Below are 23483 nucleotides of genomic sequence, written 5' to 3' on the forward strand. Positions count from 1 at the left end.
CGCCGCCCGGGCCGACGTGGCCTCCCACTATGCCTGTGCAGGTGGGGACGTACGGCGGCGAGGTCGTGAAGGTTTCGCCGCCTCGGCCGCATACGCGTACGCGGACGTACAAAGCGGGTGTACGAGGCAAGCTGCCTCGGTGCCTCGGTGCCTCGGTGCCTCGGTGCCTCGGTGCCTCGGTGCCTCGGTGCCTCGGTGCCTCGGTGCCGCCGTGCCGCGCGGAGGGGCGGCTGAGGCTGCGGCGGCGGGTGGGGCCCGAGTAGCTCCCGGGCGGCCCCGGCCCGAGGCAGTCGACGCGGACAGGAAAGCGGCTCGGGGCCGCCCCCGGTGGCGCGCGGCCGGTGGGCCCGCCCTGCGCGGACGAACCCACCAGCCAACGCGCGTACGCCTACGCCTACTGTCCCGCGAACTTCTTGCTGACGGCGTCGTAGATGCCCTTGGCCTCGTCGCCCAGGCGCGGGCCCGCGAGCCAGCCGGCCGTGACCGGGCCGATCGAGGTGTTCGACACCAGCGCGGGCTTGCCGTCCTTGCCCTCGGCGACCCAGCCGCCGCCGGACGAACCGCCGGTCATGGTGCAGCCGATGCGGTACATCGTCGGGTCGGGCTCGCTGATCGAGAGCCGGCCCGGCTTGTCCGCGCACTGGAACTGCCGCTGCCCGTCGAACGGCGGCGCCGCCGGGTAACCCGTCGCGGTCATGTCCTTGATGTCCGCCACGGCGGGCGCGTCGAAGTCCACGGGCAGCGCGGCGCCGACCGTCTCCTCCAGGGACTTGCCGCTGCCGCCCTTCTCCGGCGTCACATGGATCACCGCGAAGTCGTACGGAGCGCCCTTGCCGCCGGTCGGACCACCCTGCTCGATCCACTGGTCCGACGTCTGCGCCCAGTCACCCCACCACACGCCGTACGGAGCGACCTCTTCCTTGGGCGCGCCCTGGAGCTGCGCGGTGGGCTTGCCGGCGTCGTTGTACGAGGGGACGAAGGCGATGTTGCGGTACCAACCGCCCTTGGCGCCCGCGTGGACGCAGTGGCCCGCTGTCCACACCATGTTCGACTTGCCCGGGTTCTTCGGGTCCTTGACCACCGTGGCCGAGCAGACCATCGACCCCTCGGGACCGTCGAAGAAGAGCTTGCCGGCCGCGGGGACCTGGTCGTGGTACGGCGCCTGCACGGCCGCCGCCTCGACCGGCTCCGGCGTCGGGTCCGTGACGCCCTGGTCGCCGGAGATGTCGCTGTCGTCGACGCCGCGGTCCGGGTTCTTGTCGGCGTCCCGCATCCGGTCCGGGTCCCACAGGCCCTCGATGATCGGGTTGACGAACTCGCCCGCCTCGCGCAGCCAGTCGTCCTTGTCCCAGTCCCGCCAGGCGCCGTCCTTCCACTTGTCGACGTCGATGCCGTGCTCCTTGAGCCGGTCCTCGAGGTCGCCCGGAAGGCGGATCTTGCCGTCGCCGTTGTCGCTGCCGTCCTGCTGCGCCGCGGACGAGTCGTCCTTCTGGTCGTCGCCGGGGCCGCAGGCCGTCGCCGTCAGGACGAGCGCGGCGCCGAGCGCGACAGCGGCCGCCACGGGGGAGGTCCTGCCGCGCACGCTCCTCCCACGGTGAGCGGTGAAGAGCGGACGTATGGGTCGCATGGTGAGAATCCCCCTGGGCCTCGAATCGTTCCAATGCCGGACACCGCGGTGTCCACGCCTCGCGTGCGCCGTCCGTACGACTTCGCGTACGTCGGCCACGTCGGCGTCGATCGTCCCCGAGCACCACGGTGCTCAGGGACTCTGAACGCCTTGGCGCTGATGAACAGCACCCCACACTATGCCGGTGCCGTCGGGGACAGCCGACAGAGTTGCAACGGTTCCGTCACGGCAAGGATCTTCGGGCAACCCGTGATCCCCCGCCCTCGCCGTCGTTGGTACGTACGGGGGACACGCGGCACGCGTTCACCTCCGCGCCAACCCGCCCGCCGCACCCGGCCGGATGCGGCGGGTCCTGCCCCGTCCCAGTGGGAGGACCAACAGTCGTGGCCGTGACCGAGCCTGCTCCCGCGGCGGTGTCCGCGGCACACGAAGGGATCCTGCGCCGCCAGTCGGCGCGCGAGTCCGCAGCGCGCACCTATGCGCGCGCCCTGCCGATCGTGCCCGTCCGCGCGCGGGGGATGACGATCGAGGGCGCCGACGGACAGCGCTACCTGGACTGCCTCTCCGGCGCGGGCACCCTCGCCCTCGGGCACAACCACCCCGTCGTCCTCGAGGCCATCCGCGCCGTCCTCGACTCCGGCGCCCCCCTGCACGTCCTCGACCTGGCCACCCCCGTCAAGGACGCCTTCACCACCGAGCTGTTCCACACGCTGCCCCGCGGCTTCGCGGAGCGCGCACGCGTCCAGTTCTGCGGCCCCGCGGGCACGGACGCGGTGGAGGCCGCGCTGAAACTGGTGCGCGCCGCGACCGGACGGGACGGACTGCTCGCCTTCACCGGCGCGTATCACGGCATGACGGCGGGGGCGCTCGAAGCATCCGGAGGCGCGCGGGACGTACGGGTGGCGCGCCTGCCCTATCCGCAGGACTACCGCTGCCCCTTCGGCGTCGGCGGCCCCCGCGGGGCCGAACTCGCCGCCCGCTGGACCGAGAACGTGCTCGACGACCCCAAGTCCGGGGTGCCCGCCCCCGCCGGGATGATCGTCGAACCCGTGCAGGGCGAGGGCGGTGTGCTCCCCGCCCCCGACGCCTGGCTGCGCCGGATGCGCGACATCACGGCGGCGCGCGGCGTCCCGCTCATCGCGGACGAGGTGCAGACGGGCGTCGGGCGCACCGGCGCCTTCTGGGCCGTCGAACACAGCGGCATCGTGCCCGACGTCCTCGTCGCGTCCAAGGCGATCGGCGGCAGCCTCCCGCTCGCCGTCGTCGTCTACCGCGACGACCTCGACGTCTGGCCGCCCGGCGCCCACGCCGGCACCTTCCGCGGCAACCAGCTCGCCATGGCCGCGGGGGCGGCGACCCTCGCATACGTCCGTGAGCACCACCTCGCCGAGCGCGCCGCCACCCTGGGCGCCCGCATGCTCGCCGCCCTGCGGTCCCTGGCCAACGAGTACTCCTGCGTCGGTGAGGTCCGCGGCCGCGGACTCATGCTCGGCGTCGAACTGGTCGACCCGGCCGGTTCCGCCCCTGCTCCGAGCGGTGGCGAGCCGGACCCCGCGGGGAGCGCCGGGCGCTCCGATGTGCCGAAGCCCGGGGGCGAGGCCCGCGCTCCGTCCGTACCCGCCGCCCGCACCGGCGACAGCCCCTCCGACCCTGCCCGCCCCCGGGGCGCCCCGTCCTCCGCCGCCACCGTGTCCCGCGACCGCGCCGAGCCGCACCAGCGCCCGAGCGACCACGCGCACGAGCTGCCGGAGACCCGCCCGCTCCCGCCCGCCCCCGAACTCGCCGCAGCCGTACAGCGGGAGTGTCTGCGCCGTGGCCTCATCGTCGAGCTCGGCGGGCGCCACTCCAGCGTCGTACGCCTCCTTCCGCCGCTCACCATCACCGACGAACAGGCCACCGCCGTCCTCGACCGCCTCGCCGACGCGCTCGCCACGGTGACGCGCGCCCACCACCGGTAACCCACGCCCCACGCTTCCCATGTCCGCCGTCCCGCCCTGTGTCCGCCGTCCCGTCCCGTGTCCGCCGTCCCGCCCCCCTGTGCGCCGTCCCGTCCTGTGCCTGTCGTTCCGCGTCGTGTCCGTTGTCCCGCCTCGTGTTCGCCGTCCCGTCCTGTGCCTGTCGTTCCGCGTCGTGTCCGTTGTCCCGCCTCGTGTCCGCCGTCCCGTCCTGTGCCTGTCGTTCCGCGTCGTGTCCGTTGTCCCGCCTCGTGTCCGCCGTCCCGTCCTGTGCCCGCCGTTCCGCGTCGTGTCCGTTGTCCCGCCCCGTGTCCGCCGACCCGCCCTGTGTCCGCCGTCCCACGCCATATCCATCGCCCGCCCCGGTCCACCATCCGTCCCGGTCCACCCGTCTGTGCCAGTCCACCGGTTGTCCCGCCCCACCTCGCCTGTCCCAGTCCACCCCGTCTGTCCTGGCCTCCGGGTTTCGTCTCGGCCCCCGGGGTCCGTCCGGCTGCCGGGGCCGTCCCCGGCTCCCGGGTCCGTCCCGGCCTCCGGGTCCGTCCGGGCCTCCGGGCCCGTCCGTCGGCTGTCTGCCCTCTCCGCCGCCTCCCCCCACCGGCCCGGCAGACGCGGCCGGTCCGCCCCGGGCGCGCCCCATCCGCCTCACCCGTCCCACTCCAGTCGTTCAGCCCCGCCCGTCCCCACACGGAGCCCGACACCAGCAAGGAAGCCCCTTGAACGCGACCCCCGCATCCGAAGGCCGTCCCCAACCGCATCCCTCAGGCGCCTGCGGCACGCACTCCACGCCGGCTGCGGAGTCCGAGACAGTCCCCCAGCAGAAGGGTCGGAGCCAGGAGACCGAGCGCCTGCCCCACGGCACCGTCGACCTCCTCGACCATCCCGACCCGCGCACGGCCGCCCAGGCCGCCGCCCTGGAGAACCTGCTGCGGTGCTGGGTGCGCGAGAACGGCTTCGACGCCCCTGAGCGCGGCACCCTCCGCATCCCCCTTCCCGCCAGTGCGACCGCTCTGCTCGTGCCCGTCGACTACTGGTCTCCTACCGGCTGGCACCGCTTCGGCCTTCCCCGCCTGGAGAACGACCCCGAGTCCGGGCCCCCGGTCGACGCGGTCACGCTCGCCACCCTGCTGAGCCGCGAGACGGCGCCTCCGCCCGGTGAGAGCGCCGAGCGCACCGCCGACACGGAGACCGTGGCCGCCACGGAACCCACGACTGCCACGGAAGCCACAGCCTTCACGGAAACCACAGCCGTCTCGACGGACCCGGTCACCCCCGCAGCCACTGACGCCCCCGTGGCTGCCGAAGGCGCCGACCTCGTGGCTCGCGTCGCCGACTCCGTTCGCCGTACCGCCGAGTTCCTGGCCCACCGCCGGGACCATCGGCAGGACCCTCCCGACCTCTTCCTGACCGCCGAACAGTCCCTCCTCCTCGGGCACCCCCTGCACCCCACGCCCAAGAGCCGCGAAGGCCTCTCGGACTCCGAAAGCCGTCTCTACTCACCGGAGTTGCGCGGCGCCTTCCCGCTGCACTGGCTCGCGGTCGCTCCCTCCGTCCTGGCCACGGACTCGGCCTGGACCGAGCGCGGCCGCGCCGTCCCGGCCGGCCTGCTGACCGCCCGCCTGGCCGGGCCCGGCGCGACCCCGCCGGACGGGCACGCCCTGCTCCCCGTGCACCCGTGGCAGATGCGCGAGCTCCAGCGCCGCCCCGAGGTCACCGCCCTCCTGGCCGCCGGGCTGCTCCAGGACTGCGGCCCGCACGGCGAGCTCTGGCACCCCACGTCCTCCGTCCGCACGCTCTACCGCTCCGGCGCCCCGGCCATGCTGAAGCTCTCGCTCGGCCTGCGCATCACCAACTCCCGCCGGGAGAACCTCCGCAAGGAACTCCACCGCGGCGTCGAGGTCCACCGCCTGCTGCGCAGCGGCCTCGCCGAGCAGTGGCACGCGGCTCACCCGGGGTTCGACATCATCCGGGACCCCGCCTGGCTCGCCGTCACCGGAGCCGACGGCGCCCCCGTCCCCGGGCTCGACGTCATGATCCGGCACAATCCGTTCGGCCCCACCGACGACGCCACCTGCATCGCCGGCCTCGTCTCACCCAGGCCGCCCGCCCAGGACGGCGGCCAGGACCAGCCGCCGATGCGCTCCCGGCTCGCCGAGATCATCACCCGCCTCGCCGGACGCACCGGCCGCCCGCGCGGAGCCGTGGCCGCGGAGTGGTTCCTGCGGTACCTCGAGAACGTCGTCCGCCCCGTGCTGTGGCTGGACAGCGAGGCAGGAGTCGCCCTGGAGGCCCACCAGCAGAACACCGTGCTCCTGCTCGACCCCGACGGATGGCCCAGCGGCGGCCGGTACCGCGACAACCAGGGCTACTACTACCGCGAGTCCCGCCGCGCCGAACTGGACCGGCGCCTGCCCGGCATCGGCCGGCACAGCGACACGTTCGTCTCCGACGAGGTCACCGACGAGCGCTTCGCCTACTACCTCGGCATCAACAACGTCCTCGGCCTCGTCGGCGCCCTCGGCTCCCAACGCCTCGCCGACGAAAGGCTGCTGCTCGCCGCGCTCCGCCGCTTCCTCGGCGACGTGGCGTCAGGGCCCGGCCGCCTGCGCACCCCCCTGCCCGCCCTGCTGCTCGACTCACCCGTGCTGCGGTGCAAGGCCAACCTGCTCACCCGGCTGCACGGCCTCGACGAACTCGTCGGCCCCGTCGACACCCAGTCCGTCTACGTCACCATCGCCAACCCCCTCCGCCTGTGAACCCCGCACCCGTCACCTCGTACGCCTACATCCCGTACCCCTCACCCCGAACCACCGAGCCCGCCCCCTGCCCGACCTGAGCCACCCCTGAGGACCATTGCCCCGCCTCCGCTGAACCCGCCCCCGCCGAGAGGAGCCACGTCGTGCCTCCCACCGATGCCAGCACCGACGCGAGCACCGACGTCAGTACCGATGCGAGCACCGACGTCAGTACCGATGCCAGCACGGACACGAGCACCGTCGCCGACAGCGATACGAGCGCCGACGCCGGAGCCGAGCCCGCCACCCCGGGCGCCACGGACTGCGAAGACACCCTCGATCTGCAGTTGCCCGACGAACTCCTCGCGTTGATTGCCCACGGCGACGGGCAGGAACCGCCCGCGGCAGCCGACGTGAACGGCGCCTACGGACCGACGGCAGGCGGGGCGGACCCCTATCCCCGAGAGGACCTTCTCGACCACATCGCCACCTGGGGCCCGGCGGCCACCGACGTCGGTGTCTTCCAGCTCGTGCCCGTCCACCTCCCTCGCGACCTGCCGCTCATCAGCCGGTGGATGAACGACCCCGCCGTCGCCGAATTCTGGGAGCTCGCGGGGCCCGAGTCCGTCACCGAGGCCCACCTGCGCGCCCAACTGGACGGAGACGGGCGCAGTGTCCCCTGCCTCGGCGTCCTCGCGGGCACACCCATGAGCTACTGGGAGATCTACCGTGCCGACCTCGATCCGCTGGCACGCCACTACCCCGCCCGTCCGCACGACACCGGGATCCACCTGCTCATCGGCGGCGTCACCCACCGCGGCCGGGGCATCGGCAGCACCCTGCTGAGAGTGGTCGCCGACCTCGTCCTCGACCGCCGCCCCGCCTGCGCACGCGTCGTGGCCGAACCGGACCTGCGCAACACCCCCTCCGTCTCCGCCTTCCTCAGCGCCGGCTTCCGCTTCGCCGCCGAGGTGGACCTGCCCGACAAGCGAGCCGCGCTCATGGTCCGCGACCGGGCCCTGCGCGGCCTGCTCTGACCCGCCCGCTGACGACCTGCTCACTTCTCCAACGTCGCTCGACCTGATCCGGTTCCCTCCCCGAGGAGTCCCCGTGCCGCATTCCTCCGAACCCCACAAACCCCACGACCCCGCCGCGCTCTACGACCCGCCCGAGCTGTCGCGGGAACGCTGGGAGCAGGCGGGCCGACGCCTGCTCGCCAAAATCGTCAGCGAGTTCGCTTACGAGGAGATCCTCCGGCCCGCCCCGACCGCCGCCGGTACCGCTGATACCGCCGGTACCGCTGATACCGCCGGTGCCGTCGATACGGCCGACGGCACGGACACGTACCACCTCTTCCTCGACGAACCCGGCACGAGCGGCCGGCCGCGGCCCCGCCTCACCTTCCGCGCCCGCCGCACCGCGTACGGCAGTTGGCGCGTGGACCCGGCCAGCCTGCTGCTCGACGAAGGCGGCGACCGGCCCCGGCCGCTCACGGACCCGCTCCGGTTCCTGACGGCCGCGCGCCACACCCTCGGCCTGGACGGCGCCACCCTCGGCCACCTCATCCGCGAGCTGACCGTCACCCTCAGCGCGGACACCCGGCTCGACCACGGCGCCCTGAGCGCTGCGGAACTCGCCGACCTCGGCTACGCGGAGCTCGAAGGACACCAGACCGGACACCCCTGGCTCGTCCTCAACAAAGGCCGCATCGGCTTCTCCGCCACCGACGCGCGCCACTGGGCACCCGAGGCCCGCGCCCACACCACGATCCCCTGGATCGCCGTCCACACCAGCCTCGCCACCTACCGGGGTGTGGCCGCCCTGGACACCTCCGAGAAGCTCTACGCGCGCGAACTCGCCCCCGCCACACAGGAGGCCTACGCGGCCATACTCCGCGCGCGGGGCCTCGACCCCCAGGAGTACCTCTACCTTCCGGTGCACCCCTGGCAGTGGGACGACATCGTGCTGCCCCTCTTCGCGCCGTCCGTCGCCTCCGGGGAGATCGTCCCACTCCCCACTGACGGCGACCTGCGCCTGCCCCAGCAGTCGATCCGTACCTTCCTGAACATCACGCGACCCGAACGGCACACCATCAAGCTGCCGCTCTCCGTCCTCAACACCCTGGTGTGGCGCGGCCTCCCCACGGAGCGCACCCTCGCCGCCCCGGACGTCACCTCCTGGGTGCACGCCTTGCGGGACTCCGACCCCTTCTTGCGCGACGAATGCCGCGTGATCCTCCTCGGAGAAGTCGCGTCCGTGACGGTGGAACACCCCGTCTACGACTCGCTGCCGGAAGTTCCCTACCAGTACAAGGAGTTGCTCGGCGCCATCTGGCGCGAGCCGGTCACGCGCTACCTCGCGCCGGGGGAGCGCGCCCGTACCCTCGCCTGCCTGCTGCACACCGATCCCCAGGGACGCGCCCTCGTCGCCGAGCTCGTCGAGCGGTCCGGGCTCGCACCGGCCGTCTGGCTGCGCCATCTGTTCGCGACCCTGCTGCCGCCTCTCCTGCAGTTCCTGTACCGGTACGGCACGGTGTTCTCGCCCCACGGGGAGAACACCATCGTCGTCTTCGACGACAGCGACGTGCCCGTGCGGCTGGCCGTGAAGGACTTCGTGGACGACGTCAACGTCAGCGCCGAGCGCGTACGGGAGCACGACACCATGCCACCCTCCGTGCGCGACATCCTGCTCACGGAGCCACCCGCGTTCCTCACCCAGTTCCTCCACGCCGGCCTGTTCGTCGGCGTCTTCCGCTATCTGGCACCCCTGTGCGAGGAGCAGCTCGGCGTTCCCGAGACCGACTTCTGGTCCCTGGTCCGCGCCGAGATCCTCCGCCACCAGGCGCGCGCCCCCGAGCTCAAGGAGCGCTACGAGCTGTTCGACCTGTTCACGCCCCGTATCGAGCGGCTGTGCCTGAACCGGAACCGGCTCCACCTCGACGGCTACCGCGACCGGGCCGAGCGTCCCCACGCCGCCGTGCACGGGACCGTGCCGAACCCCCTCCATCAGCCTTGATCGCGGCATTGTCAGTGGGGCACCGTAGGGTGGTCGGGCTATGACGAAGCCCTCACTCCCCGAGCTCCTGCACGCCGCCGTCGCCGCCGTCGGAGGCACGGAGCGCCCTGGCCAGGTGACCATGGCCGAGACCGTCGCCGAGGCGATCGACGACGGGTCCCACCTGCTGGTCCAGGCCGGCACCGGCACCGGTAAGTCCCTCGGCTACCTGGTGCCCGCGCTGGCGCACGGCGAGCGGGTCGTGGTCGCCACGGCCACCCTCGCGCTGCAGCGCCAGCTCGTGGAGCGGGACCTGCCGCGCACGGTGGACGCCCTGCACCCGCTGCTGCGCCGCCGTCCCGAGTTCGCCATGCTCAAGGGGCGGTCGAACTACCTGTGCCTGCACCGTCTGCACGAGGGCGTGCCCCAGGAGGAGGAAGAGGGCCTCTTCGACCAGTTCGAGGCCGCGGCGCCCAGCAGCAAGCTCGGCCGCGACCTGCTGCGCCTGCGGGACTGGGCGGACGAGACGGAGAGCGGCGACCGGGACAACCTCACGCCCGGGGTGTCCGACCGGGCGTGGGCCCAGGTGTCCGTCTCCTCCAGGGAGTGCCTGGGCGCCACCCGGTGCGCGTACGGCCAGGAGTGCTTCGCCGAGATGGCCCGGGAGCGGGCCAAGCTCGCCGAGGTCGTGGTCACGAACCACGCCCTGCTCGCCATCGACGCCATCGAGGGCGCCCCGGTCCTGCCGCAGCACGAGGTGCTGATCGTGGACGAGGCCCACGAGCTGGTCTCCCGCGTGACCGGCGTGGCCACCGGCGAGCTCACGCCTGGCCAGGTCAACCGCGCGGTGCGGCGCGCGGCCAAGCTCGTCGACGAGAAGGTCGCGGACCAGCTCCAGACGGCCGCCGAGGGCTTCGAGCGGCTGATGGAGCTGGCCCTGCCCGGCCGCCTGGAGGAGGTCCCCGAGGACCTCGGGTACGCGCTGATGGCGCTGCGTGACGCCGCCCGGACGGTCATCTCCGCCCTCGGGTCGACCCGGGACAAGTCGGTCCAGGACGAGGACGCCGTCCGCAAGCAGGCCCTGGCCTCCGTGGAGACCGTCCACGACGTGGCGGAGCGCATCACGAACGGCTCCGAGTACGACGTCGTCTGGTACGAGCGCCACGACCGCTTCGGCGCCTCGCTGCGGGTGGCGCCCATGTCGGTGTCGGGGCTGCTCCGCGAGAAGCTCTTCACCGACCGCTCGGTGATCCTCACGTCGGCCACGCTCAAGCTGGGCGGTGACTTCAACGGCGTAGGGGCCTCCTTGGGCCTGCCCCCTGAGGGAACGCAGGGCGACGACCTCCCGGTGTGGAAGGGCGTCGACGTGGGCTCGCCGTTCGACTACCGCAGACAGGGCATCCTGTACGTCGCCCAGCACCTGGCCCGCCCGGCCCGTGACGGCGCGCGCGGCGACATGCTGGACGAGCTGACGGAGCTCATCGAGGCGGCGGGCGGGCGCACGCTCGGCCTGTTCTCCTCGATGCGCGGCGCGCAGGCGGCGGCCGAGGAGCTGCGGGGACGGCTGGACATGCCGATCCTGCTCCAGGGCGAGGAGACCCTGGGCGAGCTGATCAAGAACTTCGCCGCCGACGAGAAGACGTGCCTGTTCGGCACGCTGTCGCTGTGGCAGGGCGTGGACGTGCCGGGCCCGAGCTGCCAGCTCGTGGTCATGGACAAGATCCCGTTCCCGCGCCCCGACGACCCGCTGATGAGCGCCCGCCAGAAAGCGGTGGACGAAGCGGGTGGCAACGGCTTCATGGCCGTCGCCGCCACCCACGCGGCCCTGCTGATGGCGCAGGGCGCCGGCCGCCTCGTCCGGGCGTCGGGGGACCGCGGTGTGGTCGCCGTCCTCGACCCGCGTCTCGCCACCGCTCGGTACGGCAGCTACCTCCGGGCGTCACTGCCGGACTTCTGGTACACGACGGACCGCAACCAGGTACGACGCTCCCTGGCGGCGATCGACGCCGCGGCGAAGGAGAAGAGCGCACAGGACGCGTAGGTGGGCGGGAGCCTCACCGGGGCGCGTGCGGTGCGTGCGCGCCGGGCCCGGTGAGTGCGCACCCGATCACGCTTCCGTGCACAGGGCCCGCCTGGGCACAGCACAGGGCCCCGGAACCGGCGCAGTGGGTTCCGGGGCCCGGTCCAGGGGCGGGGCTCACACCCGGCGCAGGACCGCCACCACCTTGCCGAGGATGGTCGCCTCGTCACCGGGGATGGGCTGGTACGCGGCGTTGTGCGGCAGCAGCCAGACGTGGCCGTCCTCGCGCTTGAAGCGCTTCACGGTGGCCTCGCCGTCGAGCATGGCGGCCACGATGTCACCGTTCTCCGCGACGGGCTGGCGGCGGACCGTCACCCAGTCGCCGTCACAGATCGCGGCCTCGATCATGGAGTCACCGACGACCTTCAGGACGAAGAGCTCGCCGTCTCCGACGAGCTGCCGGGGGAGGGGGAACACGTCCTCGACGGACTCCTCCGCGAGGATGGGGCCGCCTGCCGCGATGCGGCCGACGAGCGGGACGTACGACGCGGCGGGCTTGCCCGTCGTGTCCGTGGCCTGGGTGCTGGGCTGGTCGGAGCCGCGGACCTCGTAGGCGCGGGGGCGGTGCGGGTCGCGGCGCAGGAACCCCTTGCGCTCCAGAGCCATGAGCTGGTGCGCCACCGACGACGTGCTGGAGAGGCCGACCGCCTGTCCGATCTCCCGCATCGACGGCGGGTAGCCCCGCCGCTGCACCGAGTCCCTGATGACCTCGATCACCCGGCGCTGGCGATCCGTGAGCCCTGAGCTGTCGGCACGGATTCCTGGAGGTCGGCCCGGCAGGGAGCGCGTGGGCTTGGGCCCCTCCTGGTTCGTGGCTGCGTCATTCATGGCATGCACCGGCTCGAATCGGCTCCGGGAGCGGTCCTGGGCAGTGATGGTGGCGCTGTCTGCGGTGGTGGTCACGTCGGTCGGCCCCTCTCGAGATGTTCTCCCTAGTTAGCCAACGGTAGTTGCTTTCGAAAGGTTGCGCCAAACACACGTTCGAGTGAAAAAACGCAGATTGCCTGCCGTGATCATGTGTTTGGGTGTATGGCTAACGCTCGGGCCGAAAGGCATTTCGGTTCATTACGGTACGCTTCACCGCCGGGGTCGTAACCTGCCGGGTGAGGCTCACATAGTGCCACTCCGGCCCACGTCAACCCCGCACCGGCCCCTCTCGGCCGCGCCGCACGCGACCGCACCGCGTCCGCGCGCGGGAGGGAGGCGCCCCTCCGGCGCCGGGCGGCCGGCGGCCTCCCCGTACGGGACGGGCCGCGGCGCTCGTACGCGACGGGCTCCGGCCCTCGTACGCCACGGGCTGCGGCCCTCGTACGGGAAACGCGGTGCCCGCGCGCCGGGTCGAGGGGTGACGCGCCAGGGTGGCGAGCGACACGCGATGCCCCAGGAAATCACGGGAAACCCCAGATCTAGTGGTTGGATTGCGACCGCAGCCCAGAAGTTGTGGTCCCCGGTCATTCGGGTCCTCGGGCATCGCCTATGCTTGGGGCTGCTTCGAGGGCCTCAAGCGCCCGCAGAGGCCTGTGAGACGTGCCGTGAAGGAGGGTTGGGAGTTCCATGCACTGCCCCTTCTGCAGGCACCCCGACAGCCGCGTAGTCGACAGCCGCACCACCGATGACGGCACGTCGATCCGCAGGCGGCGTCAGTGCCCGGACTGCTCGCGCCGTTTCACGACGGTGGAGACGTGCTCACTGATGGTGGTCAAGCGCAGCGGCGTGACCGAACCCTTCAGCCGTACCAAGGTCATCAATGGCGTCCGCAAGGCCTGCCAGGGGCGACCGGTGACGGAGGACGCGCTGGCCCAGCTCGGCCAGCGGGTCGAGGAAGCGGTCCGTGCCACGGGCAGCGCCGAGCTGACCACCCACGACGTGGGCCTCGCCATACTCGGCCCGCTGCAGGAGCTGGACCTCGTCGCCTATCTGCGTTTCGCGTCCGTGTATCGGGCCTTCGACTCGCTCGAGGACTTCGAGGCCGCGATCGAAGAGCTGCGGGGCGGGCGTGACAGCGCGCCGGACGGCTCCGCCGCGGAGCCTGCCGCGACCGGCCGCGGGCCCGGAGGGACTCCCGAAGTCCCGCAGCCTGCCACTGCCGCCGACTGACCGTCCGGCCGACGGTTCGGCGGCACACCAGACCTGTCGCGAGGCGCACGCAGGAGCGTCCGCGACGCAAGACACACACCGTGCTGCGGGAAGAACGTGGCACTTCAGGGCGTTTTAGCCTGATACAGGGAGGCGGCATGACCGAGACGACGAGCGGCCCCGCACGAGGTTCCCGTGCCAAGGGACCGAAGGGTGGCAAGGGCCTGCGTATCGAGCGCATCCACACGACCCCCGGCGTGCACCCGTACGACGAGGTGACCTGGGAGCGCCGTGACGTCGTCATGACCAACTGGCGCGACGGTTCGGTCAACTTCGAGCAGCGTGGCGTGGAGTTCCCCGACTTCTGGTCGGTGAACGCGGTCAACATCGTCACGAGCAAGTACTTCCGGGGCGCGGTCGGGACCCCGCAGCGCGAGGTGAGCCTCAAGCAGCTCATCGACCGCATCGTGAAGACGTACCGGAAGGCCGGCGAGGACTACAAGTACTTCGTCTCCCCCGCGGACGCCGAGATCTTCGAGCACGAGCTGGCGTACGCCCTCCTGCACCAGATCTTCAGCTTCAACTCGCCGGTGTGGTTCAACGTCGGCACGCCCCAGCCGCAGCAGGTCTCCGCCTGCTTCATCCTGTCCGTCGACGACTCCATGGAGTCGATCCTCGACTGGTACAAGGAAGAGGGCATGATCTTCAAGGGCGGCTCCGGTGCCGGCCTGAACCTCTCCCGTATCCGTTCCTCCAAGGAACTGCTGTCCTCCGGTGGCAACGCCTCCGGCCCGGTCTCCTTCATGCGGGGCGCCGACGCCTCCGCCGGAACGATCAAGTCCGGTGGTGCCACGCGCCGTGCCGCGAAGATGGTCGTGCTCGACGTCGACCACCCCGACATCGAGGACTTCATCGAGACCAAGGTCAAGGAGGAGGAGAAGATCCGCGCCCTGCGCGACGCGGGCTTCGACATGGACCTGGGCGGCGACGACATCACGTCCGTCCAGTACCAGAACGCCAACAACTCGGTCCGCGTGAACGGCGAGTTCATGCGGGCGGTCGAGTCCGGCGGCAAGTTCGGCCTGCGTGCCCGCATGACCGGCGAGGTCATCGAGGAGGTCGACGCCAAGGCGCTCTTCCGCAAGATGGCCGAGGCCGCCTGGGCCTGCGCCGACCCGGGCATCCAGTACGACGACACCATCAACCACTGGCACACGTGCCCGGAGTCCGGCCGGATCACCGCGTCGAACCCGTGCAGCGAGTACATGCACCTGGACAACACGTCCTGCAACCTCGCCTCGCTGAACCTGATGAAGTTCCTCAAGGACGACGGCAAGGGCAACCAGTCCTTCGAGTCCGAGCGCTTCGCCAAGGTCGTCGAGCTCGTCATCACGGCGATGGACATCTCCATCTGCTTCGCCGACTTCCCGACCGAGAAGATCGGCGAGAACACCCGCGCCTTCCGCCAGCTCGGCATCGGCTACGCCAACCTCGGCGCCCTGCTGATGGCCACCGGCCACGCCTACGACTCGGACGGCGGCCGCGCCCTCGCCGGCGCGATCACCTCCCTGATGACCGGCACCTCGTACAAGCGCTCCGCCGAGCTGGCCGCGGTCGTCGGCCCGTACGACGGTTACGCCCGCAACGCCGAGCCGCACAAGCGCGTCATGAAGCAGCACGCCGACGCCAACGCCACGGCCGTCCGCATGGACGACCTGGACACGCCGATCTGGGCCGCCGCCACGGAGGCCTGGCAGGACGTCCTGCGCCTCGGTGAGAAGAACGGCTTCCGCAACTCCCAGGCCTCGGTGATCGCGCCGACCGGCACCATCGGTCTCGCGATGTCCTGCGACACCACCGGCCTCGAGCCCGACCTCGCCCTGGTCAAGTTCAAGAAGCTCGTCGGCGGCGGCTCGATGCAGATCGTCAACGGCACCGTGCCGCAGGCCCTGCGCCGCCTGGGCTACCAGGAGGAGCAGATCGAGGCGATCGTCGCCCACATCGCCGAGCACGGCAATGTGATCGACGCCCCGGGCCTGAAGACCGAGCACTACGAGGTCTTCGACTGCGCCATGGGTGAGCGCTCCATCTCCGCGATGGGCCACGTCCGCATGATGGCGGCCATCCAGCCGTGGATCTCGGGCGCCCTCTCCAAGACGGTCAACCTGCCGGAGACGGCGACCGTCGAGGACGTCGAGGAAGTCTACTTCGAGGCCTGGAAGATGGGCGTCAAGGCGCTCGCGATCTACCGCGACAACTGCAAGGTCGGCCAGCCGCTCTCCGCCAAGAAGAAGGAGCAGGAGAAGGCCGAGGTCACCGAGAAGACCGAGGCGACGATCCGCGAGGCCGTCGAGAAGGTCGTCGAGTACCGCCCGGTGCGCAAGCGCCTCCCCAAGGGCCGTCCCGGCATCACCACGTCCTTCACGGTCGGTGGCGCCGAGGGCTACATGACCGCGAACTCCTACCCGGACGACGGCCTCGGCGAGGTCTTCCTGAAGATGTCCAAGCAGGGCTCGACCCTCGCGGGCATGATGGACGCCTTCTCCATCGCCGTCTCCGTCGGTCTGCAGTACGGCGTGCCCCTGGAGACGTACGTCTCCAAGTTCACGAACATGCGGTTCGAGCCGGCGGGCATGACCGACGACCCGGACGTGCGGATGGCGCAGTCGATCGTCGACTACATCTTCCGCCGCCTGGCGCTGGACTTCCTGCCCTTCGAGACCCGCTCCGCGCTCGGCATCCACTCCGCCGAGGAGCGTCAGCGTCACCTGGAGACCGGTTCGTACGAGCCGGCCGACGAGGACGTCGACGTGGAGGGCCTGGCCCAGTCCGCACCGCGCCAGACGGAGACCCTGAAGGCCGTCGCCGCTCCCAAGGCGAACGCCGAGGCGCCCGCCCCGCAGCAGGCGCACACCAGTGCCGAGCTCGTCGAGATGCAGCTCGGCATTCAGGCCGACGCACCGCTGTGCTTCTCCTGCGGTACGAAGATGCAGCGCGCCGGCTCGTGCTACATCTGCGAGGGCTGCGGCTCCACCAGCGGCTGCAGCTAAGCGCGTGACGCCGTGAGGTGAGGGGCGGCGGGCCTTCGGGTCCGCCGCCCCTCACCGCGTCTCAGCGCACTGCGCCCATAGCGGACGTGAACGAAGCGAGGTCCGTGTCGAAGCCGTGCAGCACCTCGCGGAACGACCAGTGCCCGCCCTGCCGCGCGCGCGTGAACTCCGCGACCACGGCGGCCGTGCACCCGGCCACCTCGGTGAAGTCGTGCTCCGCGAGGACCGTGTACCCGTCCCGGATCCGGACCGAGGCGTTCTCTATGTCACCGAAGATCCGCCCGTCCGCAGGCTGCTGGACGGCCACGCCGACCACCACGCGCGCGTACCGCTCGGCCAGGCGATCCAGCTCCAGGACCATGACCTCGTCGTAGCCGAACCCCTGGCCGGTCGTGCTGTCCCGGCTGAGCGTGATCGTGCCGTCCGGGGAGCGGCTGTCGAAGTGCACGAGGTAGTCGGGGCGCCCGTGGGAGTCGTCGGCCGTGTACGTCGCGGCGATGATGTCCAGGTCGTGCGGCGACGCGCCGAGGGGGCTCGGGTCCCACTTCAGGCCGACCTCGACCTTCTTGAGCCCTTTGCTGATGTTACTCACCGAACTCCCCCTCATCGCTGGCCTTTTGCCCGTGCTACCAACACGCTAAGGCTTCCCACTGACATCGGTGTTCCGAACCCTCCGCTTTGCCTGCGCCGCCCCGGCGGCGATCATTGTGCCCATGACATGGAACGGGGAAGCACTGGATGTCGAGGCCTATCTGGCCAGGATCGGCTACGACGGGGAAGTGAAGCCGGACCTGGCGACGCTGCGCGCGCTGCACCACGCGCACGTGACGGCGATCCCCTTCGAGAACTTGGAGATCATGCTCGGCCGCCCCGTCCTGCTGGACGTGGCCGCCCTTCAGGACAAGATGGTGCGCCGCCGGCGCGGTGGCTACTGCTACGAACAGAACCACCTGTTCGCCGCGGCGCTGGAACGTATCGGCTTCGCCGTGACAGGGCTCGGCGCCCGGGTCAGGGCCGGAGCCTCCTCCACGCGCCCCGTCACGCACATGCTCCTGAAGGTCGAGGCGGAGGGCGAACTCTGGCACTGCGACGTCGGCTTCGGTGGTGAGGGGTTGCTCGAACCCCTCCTGTTGCGCGACGGCGTTGACGCACGACAAGGAGAGTGGCGGTTCAGCCTGGAGCGCGAGCCGAGCGGCGAGATGGTGCTGCGCACCGAGCACCCCGATGGCTGGTTCGGCCTCTATGCGTACACGCAGACGCCGTACCTCCCCGTCGACTACACCGTCATGAACCACTACACGGCGACGCACCCCCTGTCCCCCTTCGTACGCCGCCCTGTACTGCAACGGGCCACCCCGGAGCTGCGCCGCCGACTGACCGGGGCGGATCTGTCCGTCACGGGGCCCGACGGGAAACCGGACGAACGACAGGTTCCGGTGGACGAGTTGCGGAACGTGCTCGTGGGCCAGTTCGGTATCGATCTCACCGACCAGGAGTTCGCGGATCTGATCCGGGTGCACTACCCCGGAGCGTGACGCGCGCCACGCGCTCCGCCGTACGATGGCGCGGTGCTGGTCAAGTGGATTCGCTGCACCGTCGTGGACCGCCGGGGATTCGAGCGGGCGCAGCGAAAGTGGGCGGGGCTTCTGGGGGAGCCGGGATTCCGGGGACAGGGCGGAGGGTGGAGCCGCAGTCGGCCGAACGTGGCGCACGTCTTCGCGTTCTGGGAGAGCCGGGCCTTCTACGACTCCTTCATGGCGCGCTCGCACGACCGGCTCGCGGCGGCGCAGGTGGGCACGTACAAGGACGCCCAGGTGAAGCTCTTCGACTACCGGTTCGACGTGAAGACGGGCTTTGAGCCGCGCTTCACGGACACCGACGTGGTGCGGGTGGCGCACTGTCGCGTCCACGAGGAGCGCGTGGAGCACTTCGCGCTGATGCAGGAGAAGATCTGGAACCCGGCGATGGCCGGCTCGCCCGGAATGGTCCGGGGACTCTTCGGCGAGGCCCCGGGCCATGAGTTCCTGGTCCTGTCGATGTGGCAGTCCGCAGCCGAGCACGGCAAGTACCGCGTAGAGCGGGTGGAACGTCTCTCGCTGCGGGCCCAGACGGAGGCCGACATCGCGGCGCTCACAGGCGATGTCGTGGAACTGGAGCCGTCGTGGACGGTCTGACCTGAGCCGGCGGTACGCGCCCTGAGGCGCGCTCCGCACGCCCCGGGTCTCCCGTGCCGGGGCCGCGGGGCCCCGGCACGGCTGTTGTCATCGCCGGGCGAAGGCCCCCGCGCGCGTGGCGGCCAGTACCGCTGCGGCCGACTGGTCGGCGAGTGCCGTGTCGATGGGCTCCCGAGTGATGAACAGGCGCAGCATCAGGGGCGCCGACACGGCACGGACGAGCGCCCCGGCGTCGGTGTCCGCGGCCGCCTCGCCGCGCGCGACGGCACGCGCGACGACGGCCTCGCAGCGCGTGAACCGCTCCGCGTAGAAGGCGCGCAAGGCGTCGGCGGCGCGCGGGGACTGGAAGGCGGCCGCCACGAAGGCGGTGGACGCCGCGGCGTCGGCCCGGTCGCCGAACGCGTCGACGACCTCGCGCGCGAGCGCGCGCAGGTCGCCCTCCAGGGTGCCCGTGTCCGGCGGTGTCCAGGTGTCCTCGCCCGCCAGGTCCAGGGCATCGGCCACCAGGCCTTCCAGGCCGCCCCAGCGCCGGTAGAGCGTGGTCTTGTGGACGCCGGAGTGCTCGGCCACGTACTCGATGGTGAGCCCCGGGTAGCCGTGATCGCTGAGACCGCTGAGGACGGCGTCACGCACGGCCGCGCGGGTGCGGGCGGTACGGCCGCCGGGGCGGCGGGTGCCGGGGGGCTGGGGCTTTGTTTGGGACTGCGGCTGAGGGGTGGCGCGGGTCGGCTTCGTGTCGTCGGGGGCGTGGGTGAGGCCGGGGTTGGCGGCGGGAGCGGGGGTGGAGGCGGAGGTGGAGGCGGAGGCGGAGGTGAGGGCGGTGGCGGAGGTGAGGGGGGTGGGTGGCGTGGCCGAGGCTTGGTCGGTCGCTGAGGTCACCGCGGCACCGGGCTTGCCGGGCCTGCTCGCAGAGCTCCTGCCCGGCTTCCTCGTACGGGTTCTCCCCGGCTTGGTCGCGCGACGGGGCCTGCCGTCCCCACCTGCGGAAACTGCCTCTTCTTCCATGTCTGGTCCCTGCGCTCCTCGGTCTCGGCCACATCGACCACGCTCTCAATCGCTACATCTGTTGCATTAGCGAGGCGAGCGTGCCACACTCATCGTAATGCGACAGGAGTCGCGTTAGCTGATGCCGTGCCGTGCGCGGACTCACGCGGTCGGCACGGCGCGCGTGTCCTGCGCGCTCGCGGACTCGTGTGAACCTGCCTCGCGCGCGGAGTGGGCGTGACCTACGACGGCACGGCGCGCGCTGACATGGCCTACGCCGGCTCTCGCCGGTGGACGGCTCGCGGCGGCTTGGTGGCGGTGGATGTGGCTTGTACGGACACGGGGGTGCCTATGCCTACTCAGATCTCAGTACGCGACGTGACCAAGACCCGGGGTGACCGGCTGCTGTTCGACGGTGTCTCCTTCGCCGTCCGGCCGGGCGAGCGTGTGGGCGTGGTGGGGGAGAACGGAGCCGGCAAGTCCACCCTCCTGCACCTCCTGGCAGGCAGCGAGCGGCCCGACACCGGTGAGGTGGTGACGGTCGCGGAGGGCGGCGCCGGGCTCCTGGCGCAGACGCCCCAGCTCCCCGCGGACCGCGGTGTGGGCGACGCGATCGACGCCGCCCTGGCCGAGCTGCGCGCCATGGAGCGGCGCCTGCGCGAGCTGGAAACGGATCTCGGAGCGGCGTCCGATACGGCCTTGGGGGAGTACGGCGATCTGCTCACCGCCTTCGAACTCCGTGGGGGCTACGAGGCCGACGCCCGGGTCGACAAGGCCATGCACGGCCTGGGGCTCGCCCACATCGACCGTGACCGTCGCCTGGGCAGCCTCTCCGGCGGCGAGCAGGCAAGACTCGGCCTGGCCTGCCTCATCGCTGCGGCCCCCGAAGTGATGTTCCTGGACGAGCCGACCAACCACCTCGACGAGGGCGCCCTGGACTGGCTGGAGACCGCCCTGCTCGCGCACCGGGGCACGGTCGTCGCCGTCTCGCACGACAGGACGTTCCTGGAGCGCGTCGCCACAGCGATCCTCGAAGTGGACGAAGCGCGTCGCACGGTCGTGCGGTACGGCGACGGCTACCGAGGCCTGCTGGCCGAGCGCGCGGCGGCGCGGCAACGTTGGGAGCAGGCCTACACCGAGTGGTGCGAGGAGACACGGCGCCTGGAGGAGTTCACCGCGACCACGGCACACGCCGTGGGCGGCGGCCGGGCCATGAAGGACAACAACAAAATGGCGTACGACCGCGCGGGCGGCCGGGTGCAGGCTTCCATCGCGGGTCGCGTACGCAACGCCCAGGAACGCCTCCGCCGCCTGCGCGAGCACCCGGTCCCCAAGCCGCCCGAGCCGCTGCGCTTCACCGCGAGGCCGGCCACCGGAGCGGCCGAGGGGACCCTCGTGGCGCTGCGGGACGTGCGGGTGGCCGACCGCCTCGACGTGCCGGAGCTCACGGTCTCCGCGGGTGAGCGCCTGCTCGTCCACGGGGACAACGGCGCGGGCAAGTCCACCCTCCTGCGCATCCTGGCGGGCGTCCTCGAACCGGACGAGGGCACGGTCCTCCGCCGGGGCCGTATCGGCTATCTCGCACAGGAGATCCCCGTGCGCCGCCCCACCGAGCGTGTGCTGGAGACCTTCGGCCGGGGCCTGCCGCTCACCGAGGAGGAGCGAGCCGAACTGCTTCTCTCCTACGGCCTGTTCCGTCCCCGCGACCTTCACGTGCCCGTGGGCTCGCTCTCCGCCGGGCAGCGCCGCAGACTCGCCCTCGCGCGGCTGCTCGCCCGCCCCGCCGACCTGCTCCTGCTCGACGAACCGGCCAATCACCTGGCCCTCACGCTCGTCGAGGAGCTGGAGCACGCCCTTGACCGGTGGACCGGTGCCCTCGTCGTCGTTTCGCACGACCGGCTCCTCAGGCGCCGCTTCACCGGGCGAATACGCCGGATGGAGGCCGGACGGCTACCCGGCTGAGCCGCGCCCGGAGCCCTCGATCTAGGGTCGACCCATGGCCCGACCCCGGCGCATCGTTCTCGTCCGACACGGCGAGTCGGCAGGAAACGCCGACGACACCGTGTACGAGCGCGAGCCCGACCACGCGCTCGCCCTGACCGAGACGGGCCTCCGACAGGCGGAAGAGGCGGGCAAAGGGCTGCGGGAGCTGTTCGGGCAGGAGCGGATCAGCGTGTACGTCTCGCCCTATCGCCGCACCCACGAGACGTTCCAAGCCCTCCGCCTCGACCCGCAACAGGTACGCGTACGCGAGGAGCCCCGGCTGCGGGAACAGGACTGGGGAAACTGGCAGGACCGGGACGACATCCGGTTGCAGAAGGCCTACCGGGACGCCTATGGCCACTTCTTCTACCGCTTCGCCCAGGGCGAGTCGGGCGCCGACGTCTACGACCGGGTCGGCTCCTTCCTGGAGAGCCTCTACCGCAGCTTCGAGGCGCCTGACCACCCGCCGAACGTCCTGCTCGTCACGCACGGGCTGACCATGCGCCTGTTCTGCATGCGGTGGTTTCATTGGTCAGTGGCCGAATTCGAATGCCTGTCCAACCCGGGCAACGGCGAGACGCGGGCCCTGCTGCTGGGTGAGAACGGCCGATACAGACTCGACCGACCGTTCGAGCGCTGGCGTGAGCCGGAGCCGTACGGCATCACCGGATAGAGTGACAAGGCGATGACCGCTGACCTCTCTCCCGACCAGCGCCTGGGCCGCGCTCTGGCCAGCCTGCGCAGCCTGGCGGTGGGAGACGCGCTGGGCTCCCAGTTCTTCACGCCGGCGCACTACCCACTGCTCAAGCGACGCGAGCTGCCGGACGGCCCCTGGCCGTGGACCGACGACACCGAGATGGCGTGCTCCGTGCTGGCCGTCCTCGCCACGCACGGCAGGATCGACCAGGATGCCCTGGCGCGCTCCTTCGCCGAGCACCAGAACGTGGACCGGGGCTACGGCCCTGCCGTCAGCCGCCTCCTCGCCCAGATCCGGAGCGGAGGGGACTGGCGGGAGCTGGCCTCCGCGATGTTCAAGGGGCAGGGGTCCTGGGGCAACGGCGCCTCGATGCGGATCGCGCCGCTCGGCGCCTGGTACGCCTCTGACCCGGAGCAGGCCACCCACCAGGCCGAGATCTCCGCTTACACGACCCATCAGCACCGGGAAGCCGTCGTCGGGGCCATGGCGGTCGCGGCCGCCGCGGCGCTGGCGGCCGACCCGACGGGACCGCCGGCCGCCAAGGCGCTCCTCGACGGGGTCGTCGACCTGGTGCCGCGCAGTGCCGTGGGGGCAGGACTCCGTCGGGCGCGGGACATGCTCGACTACGACGACCCCGCGACGGTCGCCGCCGTCCTGGGCTGTGGACGCCGTACGACCGCGCACGACACGGTGCCGTTCGCGCTGTGGTCGGCTGCTCGCGCGCTGGACGACTACGAGAAGGCGTTCTGGACCACTGCCGGAGTGGGCGGTGACATGGACACCACCTGCGCGATCGTCGGTGGCGTCGTCGCGGCCGCCGGTGGGAGGCCACCGACGCTGTGGCTCGACCGCACGGAGCCGCTGCCCGGGTGGGTGCCCACCACGGCGGGCTGCTGACCGAGAGCCGGGGAACCGGGCCGGGCAGGACCGGTCGCTTCGTACGGAGGGAAAAGCTTGCTCGTCGGCTTGGGTGAGGGCCTGAGCGAAGCGAGCCGTACGGGCACCCGGGCAGTGACTCGCGCTTGCGGCGGCGGTGTCCGGTGGTGGCCGGCTCCGAGGCGAGGTCGCGCGCGCCTGCGTGTGTGCGGCAGGGGCTGAGCGGCGTACGCCCTGACGGTCGGTGCGGCT

The 23483-nt window shown here is 71.7% G+C and carries 16 protein-coding genes; 12 read left to right on the top strand and 4 right to left on the bottom strand.

Annotation, left to right across the window (positions count from 1 at the left end; genetic code table 11):
* Positions 1-394: 394 nt before the first annotated feature.
* A complete protein-coding gene (locus tag IE330_RS00265) occupies positions 395-1627 on the bottom strand; it encodes a trypsin-like serine peptidase (protein WP_190133723.1) in 1233 nt (410 codons plus the stop codon).
* 383 nt (positions 1628-2010) lie between these two features.
* Between IE330_RS00265 and IE330_RS00270 the strand changes: the two genes are divergently transcribed.
* From IE330_RS00270 to IE330_RS00290, 5 genes are all read left to right on the top strand, one after another.
* On the top strand, positions 2011-3585 hold the full coding sequence (locus IE330_RS00270) for a diaminobutyrate--2-oxoglutarate transaminase family protein (RefSeq protein ID WP_190133724.1): 1575 nt from the start codon (positions 2011-2013) through the stop codon (positions 3583-3585).
* 713 nt (positions 3586-4298) lie between these two features.
* Entirely contained in the window at positions 4299-6338 is a 2040-nt protein-coding gene (locus IE330_RS00275; RefSeq protein WP_190133725.1) for an IucA/IucC family protein, read from the top strand.
* Between the two features lie 143 nt (positions 6339-6481).
* On the top strand, positions 6482-7354 hold the full coding sequence (locus IE330_RS00280) for a GNAT family N-acetyltransferase (protein WP_190133726.1): 873 nt from the start codon (positions 6482-6484) through the stop codon (positions 7352-7354).
* A gap of 73 nt (positions 7355-7427) precedes the next feature.
* Complete coding sequence (locus IE330_RS00285) at positions 7428-9332, top strand: IucA/IucC family protein (protein ID WP_190133727.1); 1905 nt, start codon at positions 7428-7430, stop codon at positions 9330-9332.
* A gap of 40 nt (positions 9333-9372) precedes the next feature.
* Positions 9373-11352: an ATP-dependent DNA helicase gene (locus IE330_RS00290; RefSeq protein ID WP_190133728.1), complete on the top strand. Its 1980-nt coding sequence runs from the start codon at positions 9373-9375 to the stop codon at positions 11350-11352.
* 156 nt (positions 11353-11508) lie between these two features.
* On the opposite strand, the gene lexA is transcribed toward IE330_RS00290, so the two are convergent.
* Positions 11509-12294 carry a transcriptional repressor LexA gene (gene lexA, locus IE330_RS00295; protein WP_138962193.1) on the bottom strand — a complete coding sequence of 262 codons (786 nt, stop codon included), beginning with the start codon at positions 12292-12294 and terminating at the stop codon, positions 11509-11511.
* Between the two features lie 651 nt (positions 12295-12945).
* Between lexA and nrdR the strand changes: the two genes are divergently transcribed.
* Both nrdR and IE330_RS00305 read left to right on the top strand, forming a co-directional pair.
* A complete protein-coding gene (gene nrdR, locus IE330_RS00300; RefSeq protein WP_190133729.1) occupies positions 12946-13488 on the top strand; it encodes a transcriptional regulator NrdR in 543 nt (180 codons plus the stop codon).
* Between the two features lie 137 nt (positions 13489-13625).
* Positions 13626-16517, top strand: coding sequence for a vitamin B12-dependent ribonucleotide reductase (locus tag IE330_RS00305; protein WP_190133730.1), 2892 nt, complete (start codon positions 13626-13628; stop codon positions 16515-16517).
* Between the two features lie 61 nt (positions 16518-16578).
* On the opposite strand, the gene IE330_RS00310 is transcribed toward IE330_RS00305, so the two are convergent.
* Positions 16579-17109, bottom strand: a complete 531-nt coding sequence (locus tag IE330_RS00310) for a TerD family protein (RefSeq protein WP_190133731.1) — start codon at positions 17107-17109, stop codon at positions 16579-16581.
* Between the two features lie 121 nt (positions 17110-17230).
* On the opposite strand from IE330_RS00310, the gene IE330_RS00315 reads away from it, so the two are divergent.
* Both IE330_RS00315 and IE330_RS00320 read left to right on the top strand, forming a co-directional pair.
* A complete protein-coding gene (locus IE330_RS00315; RefSeq protein WP_190133732.1) occupies positions 17231-18052 on the top strand; it encodes an arylamine N-acetyltransferase family protein in 822 nt (273 codons plus the stop codon).
* Between the two features lie 33 nt (positions 18053-18085).
* The gene (locus IE330_RS00320; RefSeq protein WP_190133733.1) at positions 18086-18691 is read left to right on the top strand and encodes a YdbC family protein; all 606 of its coding nucleotides are present in this window, start codon (positions 18086-18088) and stop codon (positions 18689-18691) included.
* Between the two features lie 87 nt (positions 18692-18778).
* Here IE330_RS00320 and IE330_RS00325 read toward each other — a convergent pair whose 3' ends face one another.
* Complete coding sequence (locus IE330_RS00325; RefSeq protein ID WP_229925225.1) at positions 18779-19570, bottom strand: TetR/AcrR family transcriptional regulator; 792 nt, start codon at positions 19568-19570, stop codon at positions 18779-18781.
* A gap of 456 nt (positions 19571-20026) precedes the next feature.
* On the opposite strand from IE330_RS00325, the gene abc-f reads away from it, so the two are divergent.
* The 3 genes from abc-f to IE330_RS00340 are packed head-to-tail and all read left to right on the top strand — an operon-like array spanning position 20027 to position 23252.
* Positions 20027-21637 (top strand): ribosomal protection-like ABC-F family protein, encoded by a 1611-nt coding sequence (gene abc-f / locus IE330_RS00330; RefSeq protein ID WP_190133734.1) that lies wholly within the window; start codon positions 20027-20029, stop codon positions 21635-21637.
* Positions 21638-21671: 34 nt separating this feature from the next.
* Positions 21672-22331 carry a histidine phosphatase family protein gene (locus IE330_RS00335; protein WP_190133735.1) on the top strand — a complete coding sequence of 220 codons (660 nt, stop codon included), beginning with the start codon at positions 21672-21674 and terminating at the stop codon, positions 22329-22331.
* Positions 22332-22343: 12 nt separating this feature from the next.
* The gene (locus IE330_RS00340) at positions 22344-23252 is read left to right on the top strand and encodes an ADP-ribosylglycohydrolase family protein (protein ID WP_190133736.1); all 909 of its coding nucleotides are present in this window, start codon (positions 22344-22346) and stop codon (positions 23250-23252) included.
* Positions 23253-23483 lie beyond the last annotated feature (231 nt).

The organism is Streptomyces longispororuber, assembly GCF_014656095.1.
Lineage (GTDB): Bacteria > Actinomycetota > Actinomycetes > Streptomycetales > Streptomycetaceae > Streptomyces > Streptomyces longispororuber.

Coding starts and splice junctions, on each gene's coding strand:
- IE330_RS00305 (WP_190133730.1), top strand. CDS start 13,626: ATGACCGAGACGACGAGCGGCCCCGCACGAGGTTCCCGTGCCAAGGGA.
- nrdR (WP_190133729.1), top strand. CDS start 12,946: ATGCACTGCCCCTTCTGCAGGCACCCCGACAGCCGCGTAGTCGACAGC.
- IE330_RS00265 (WP_190133723.1), bottom strand. CDS start 1,627: ATGCGACCCATACGTCCGCTCTTCACCGCTCACCGTGGGAGGAGCGTG.
- IE330_RS00290 (WP_190133728.1), top strand. CDS start 9,373: ATGACGAAGCCCTCACTCCCCGAGCTCCTGCACGCCGCCGTCGCCGCC.
- IE330_RS00340 (WP_190133736.1), top strand. CDS start 22,344: ATGACCGCTGACCTCTCTCCCGACCAGCGCCTGGGCCGCGCTCTGGCC.
- IE330_RS00315 (WP_190133732.1), top strand. CDS start 17,231: ATGACATGGAACGGGGAAGCACTGGATGTCGAGGCCTATCTGGCCAGG.
- IE330_RS00335 (WP_190133735.1), top strand. CDS start 21,672: ATGGCCCGACCCCGGCGCATCGTTCTCGTCCGACACGGCGAGTCGGCA.
- abc-f (WP_190133734.1), top strand. CDS start 20,027: ATGCCTACTCAGATCTCAGTACGCGACGTGACCAAGACCCGGGGTGAC.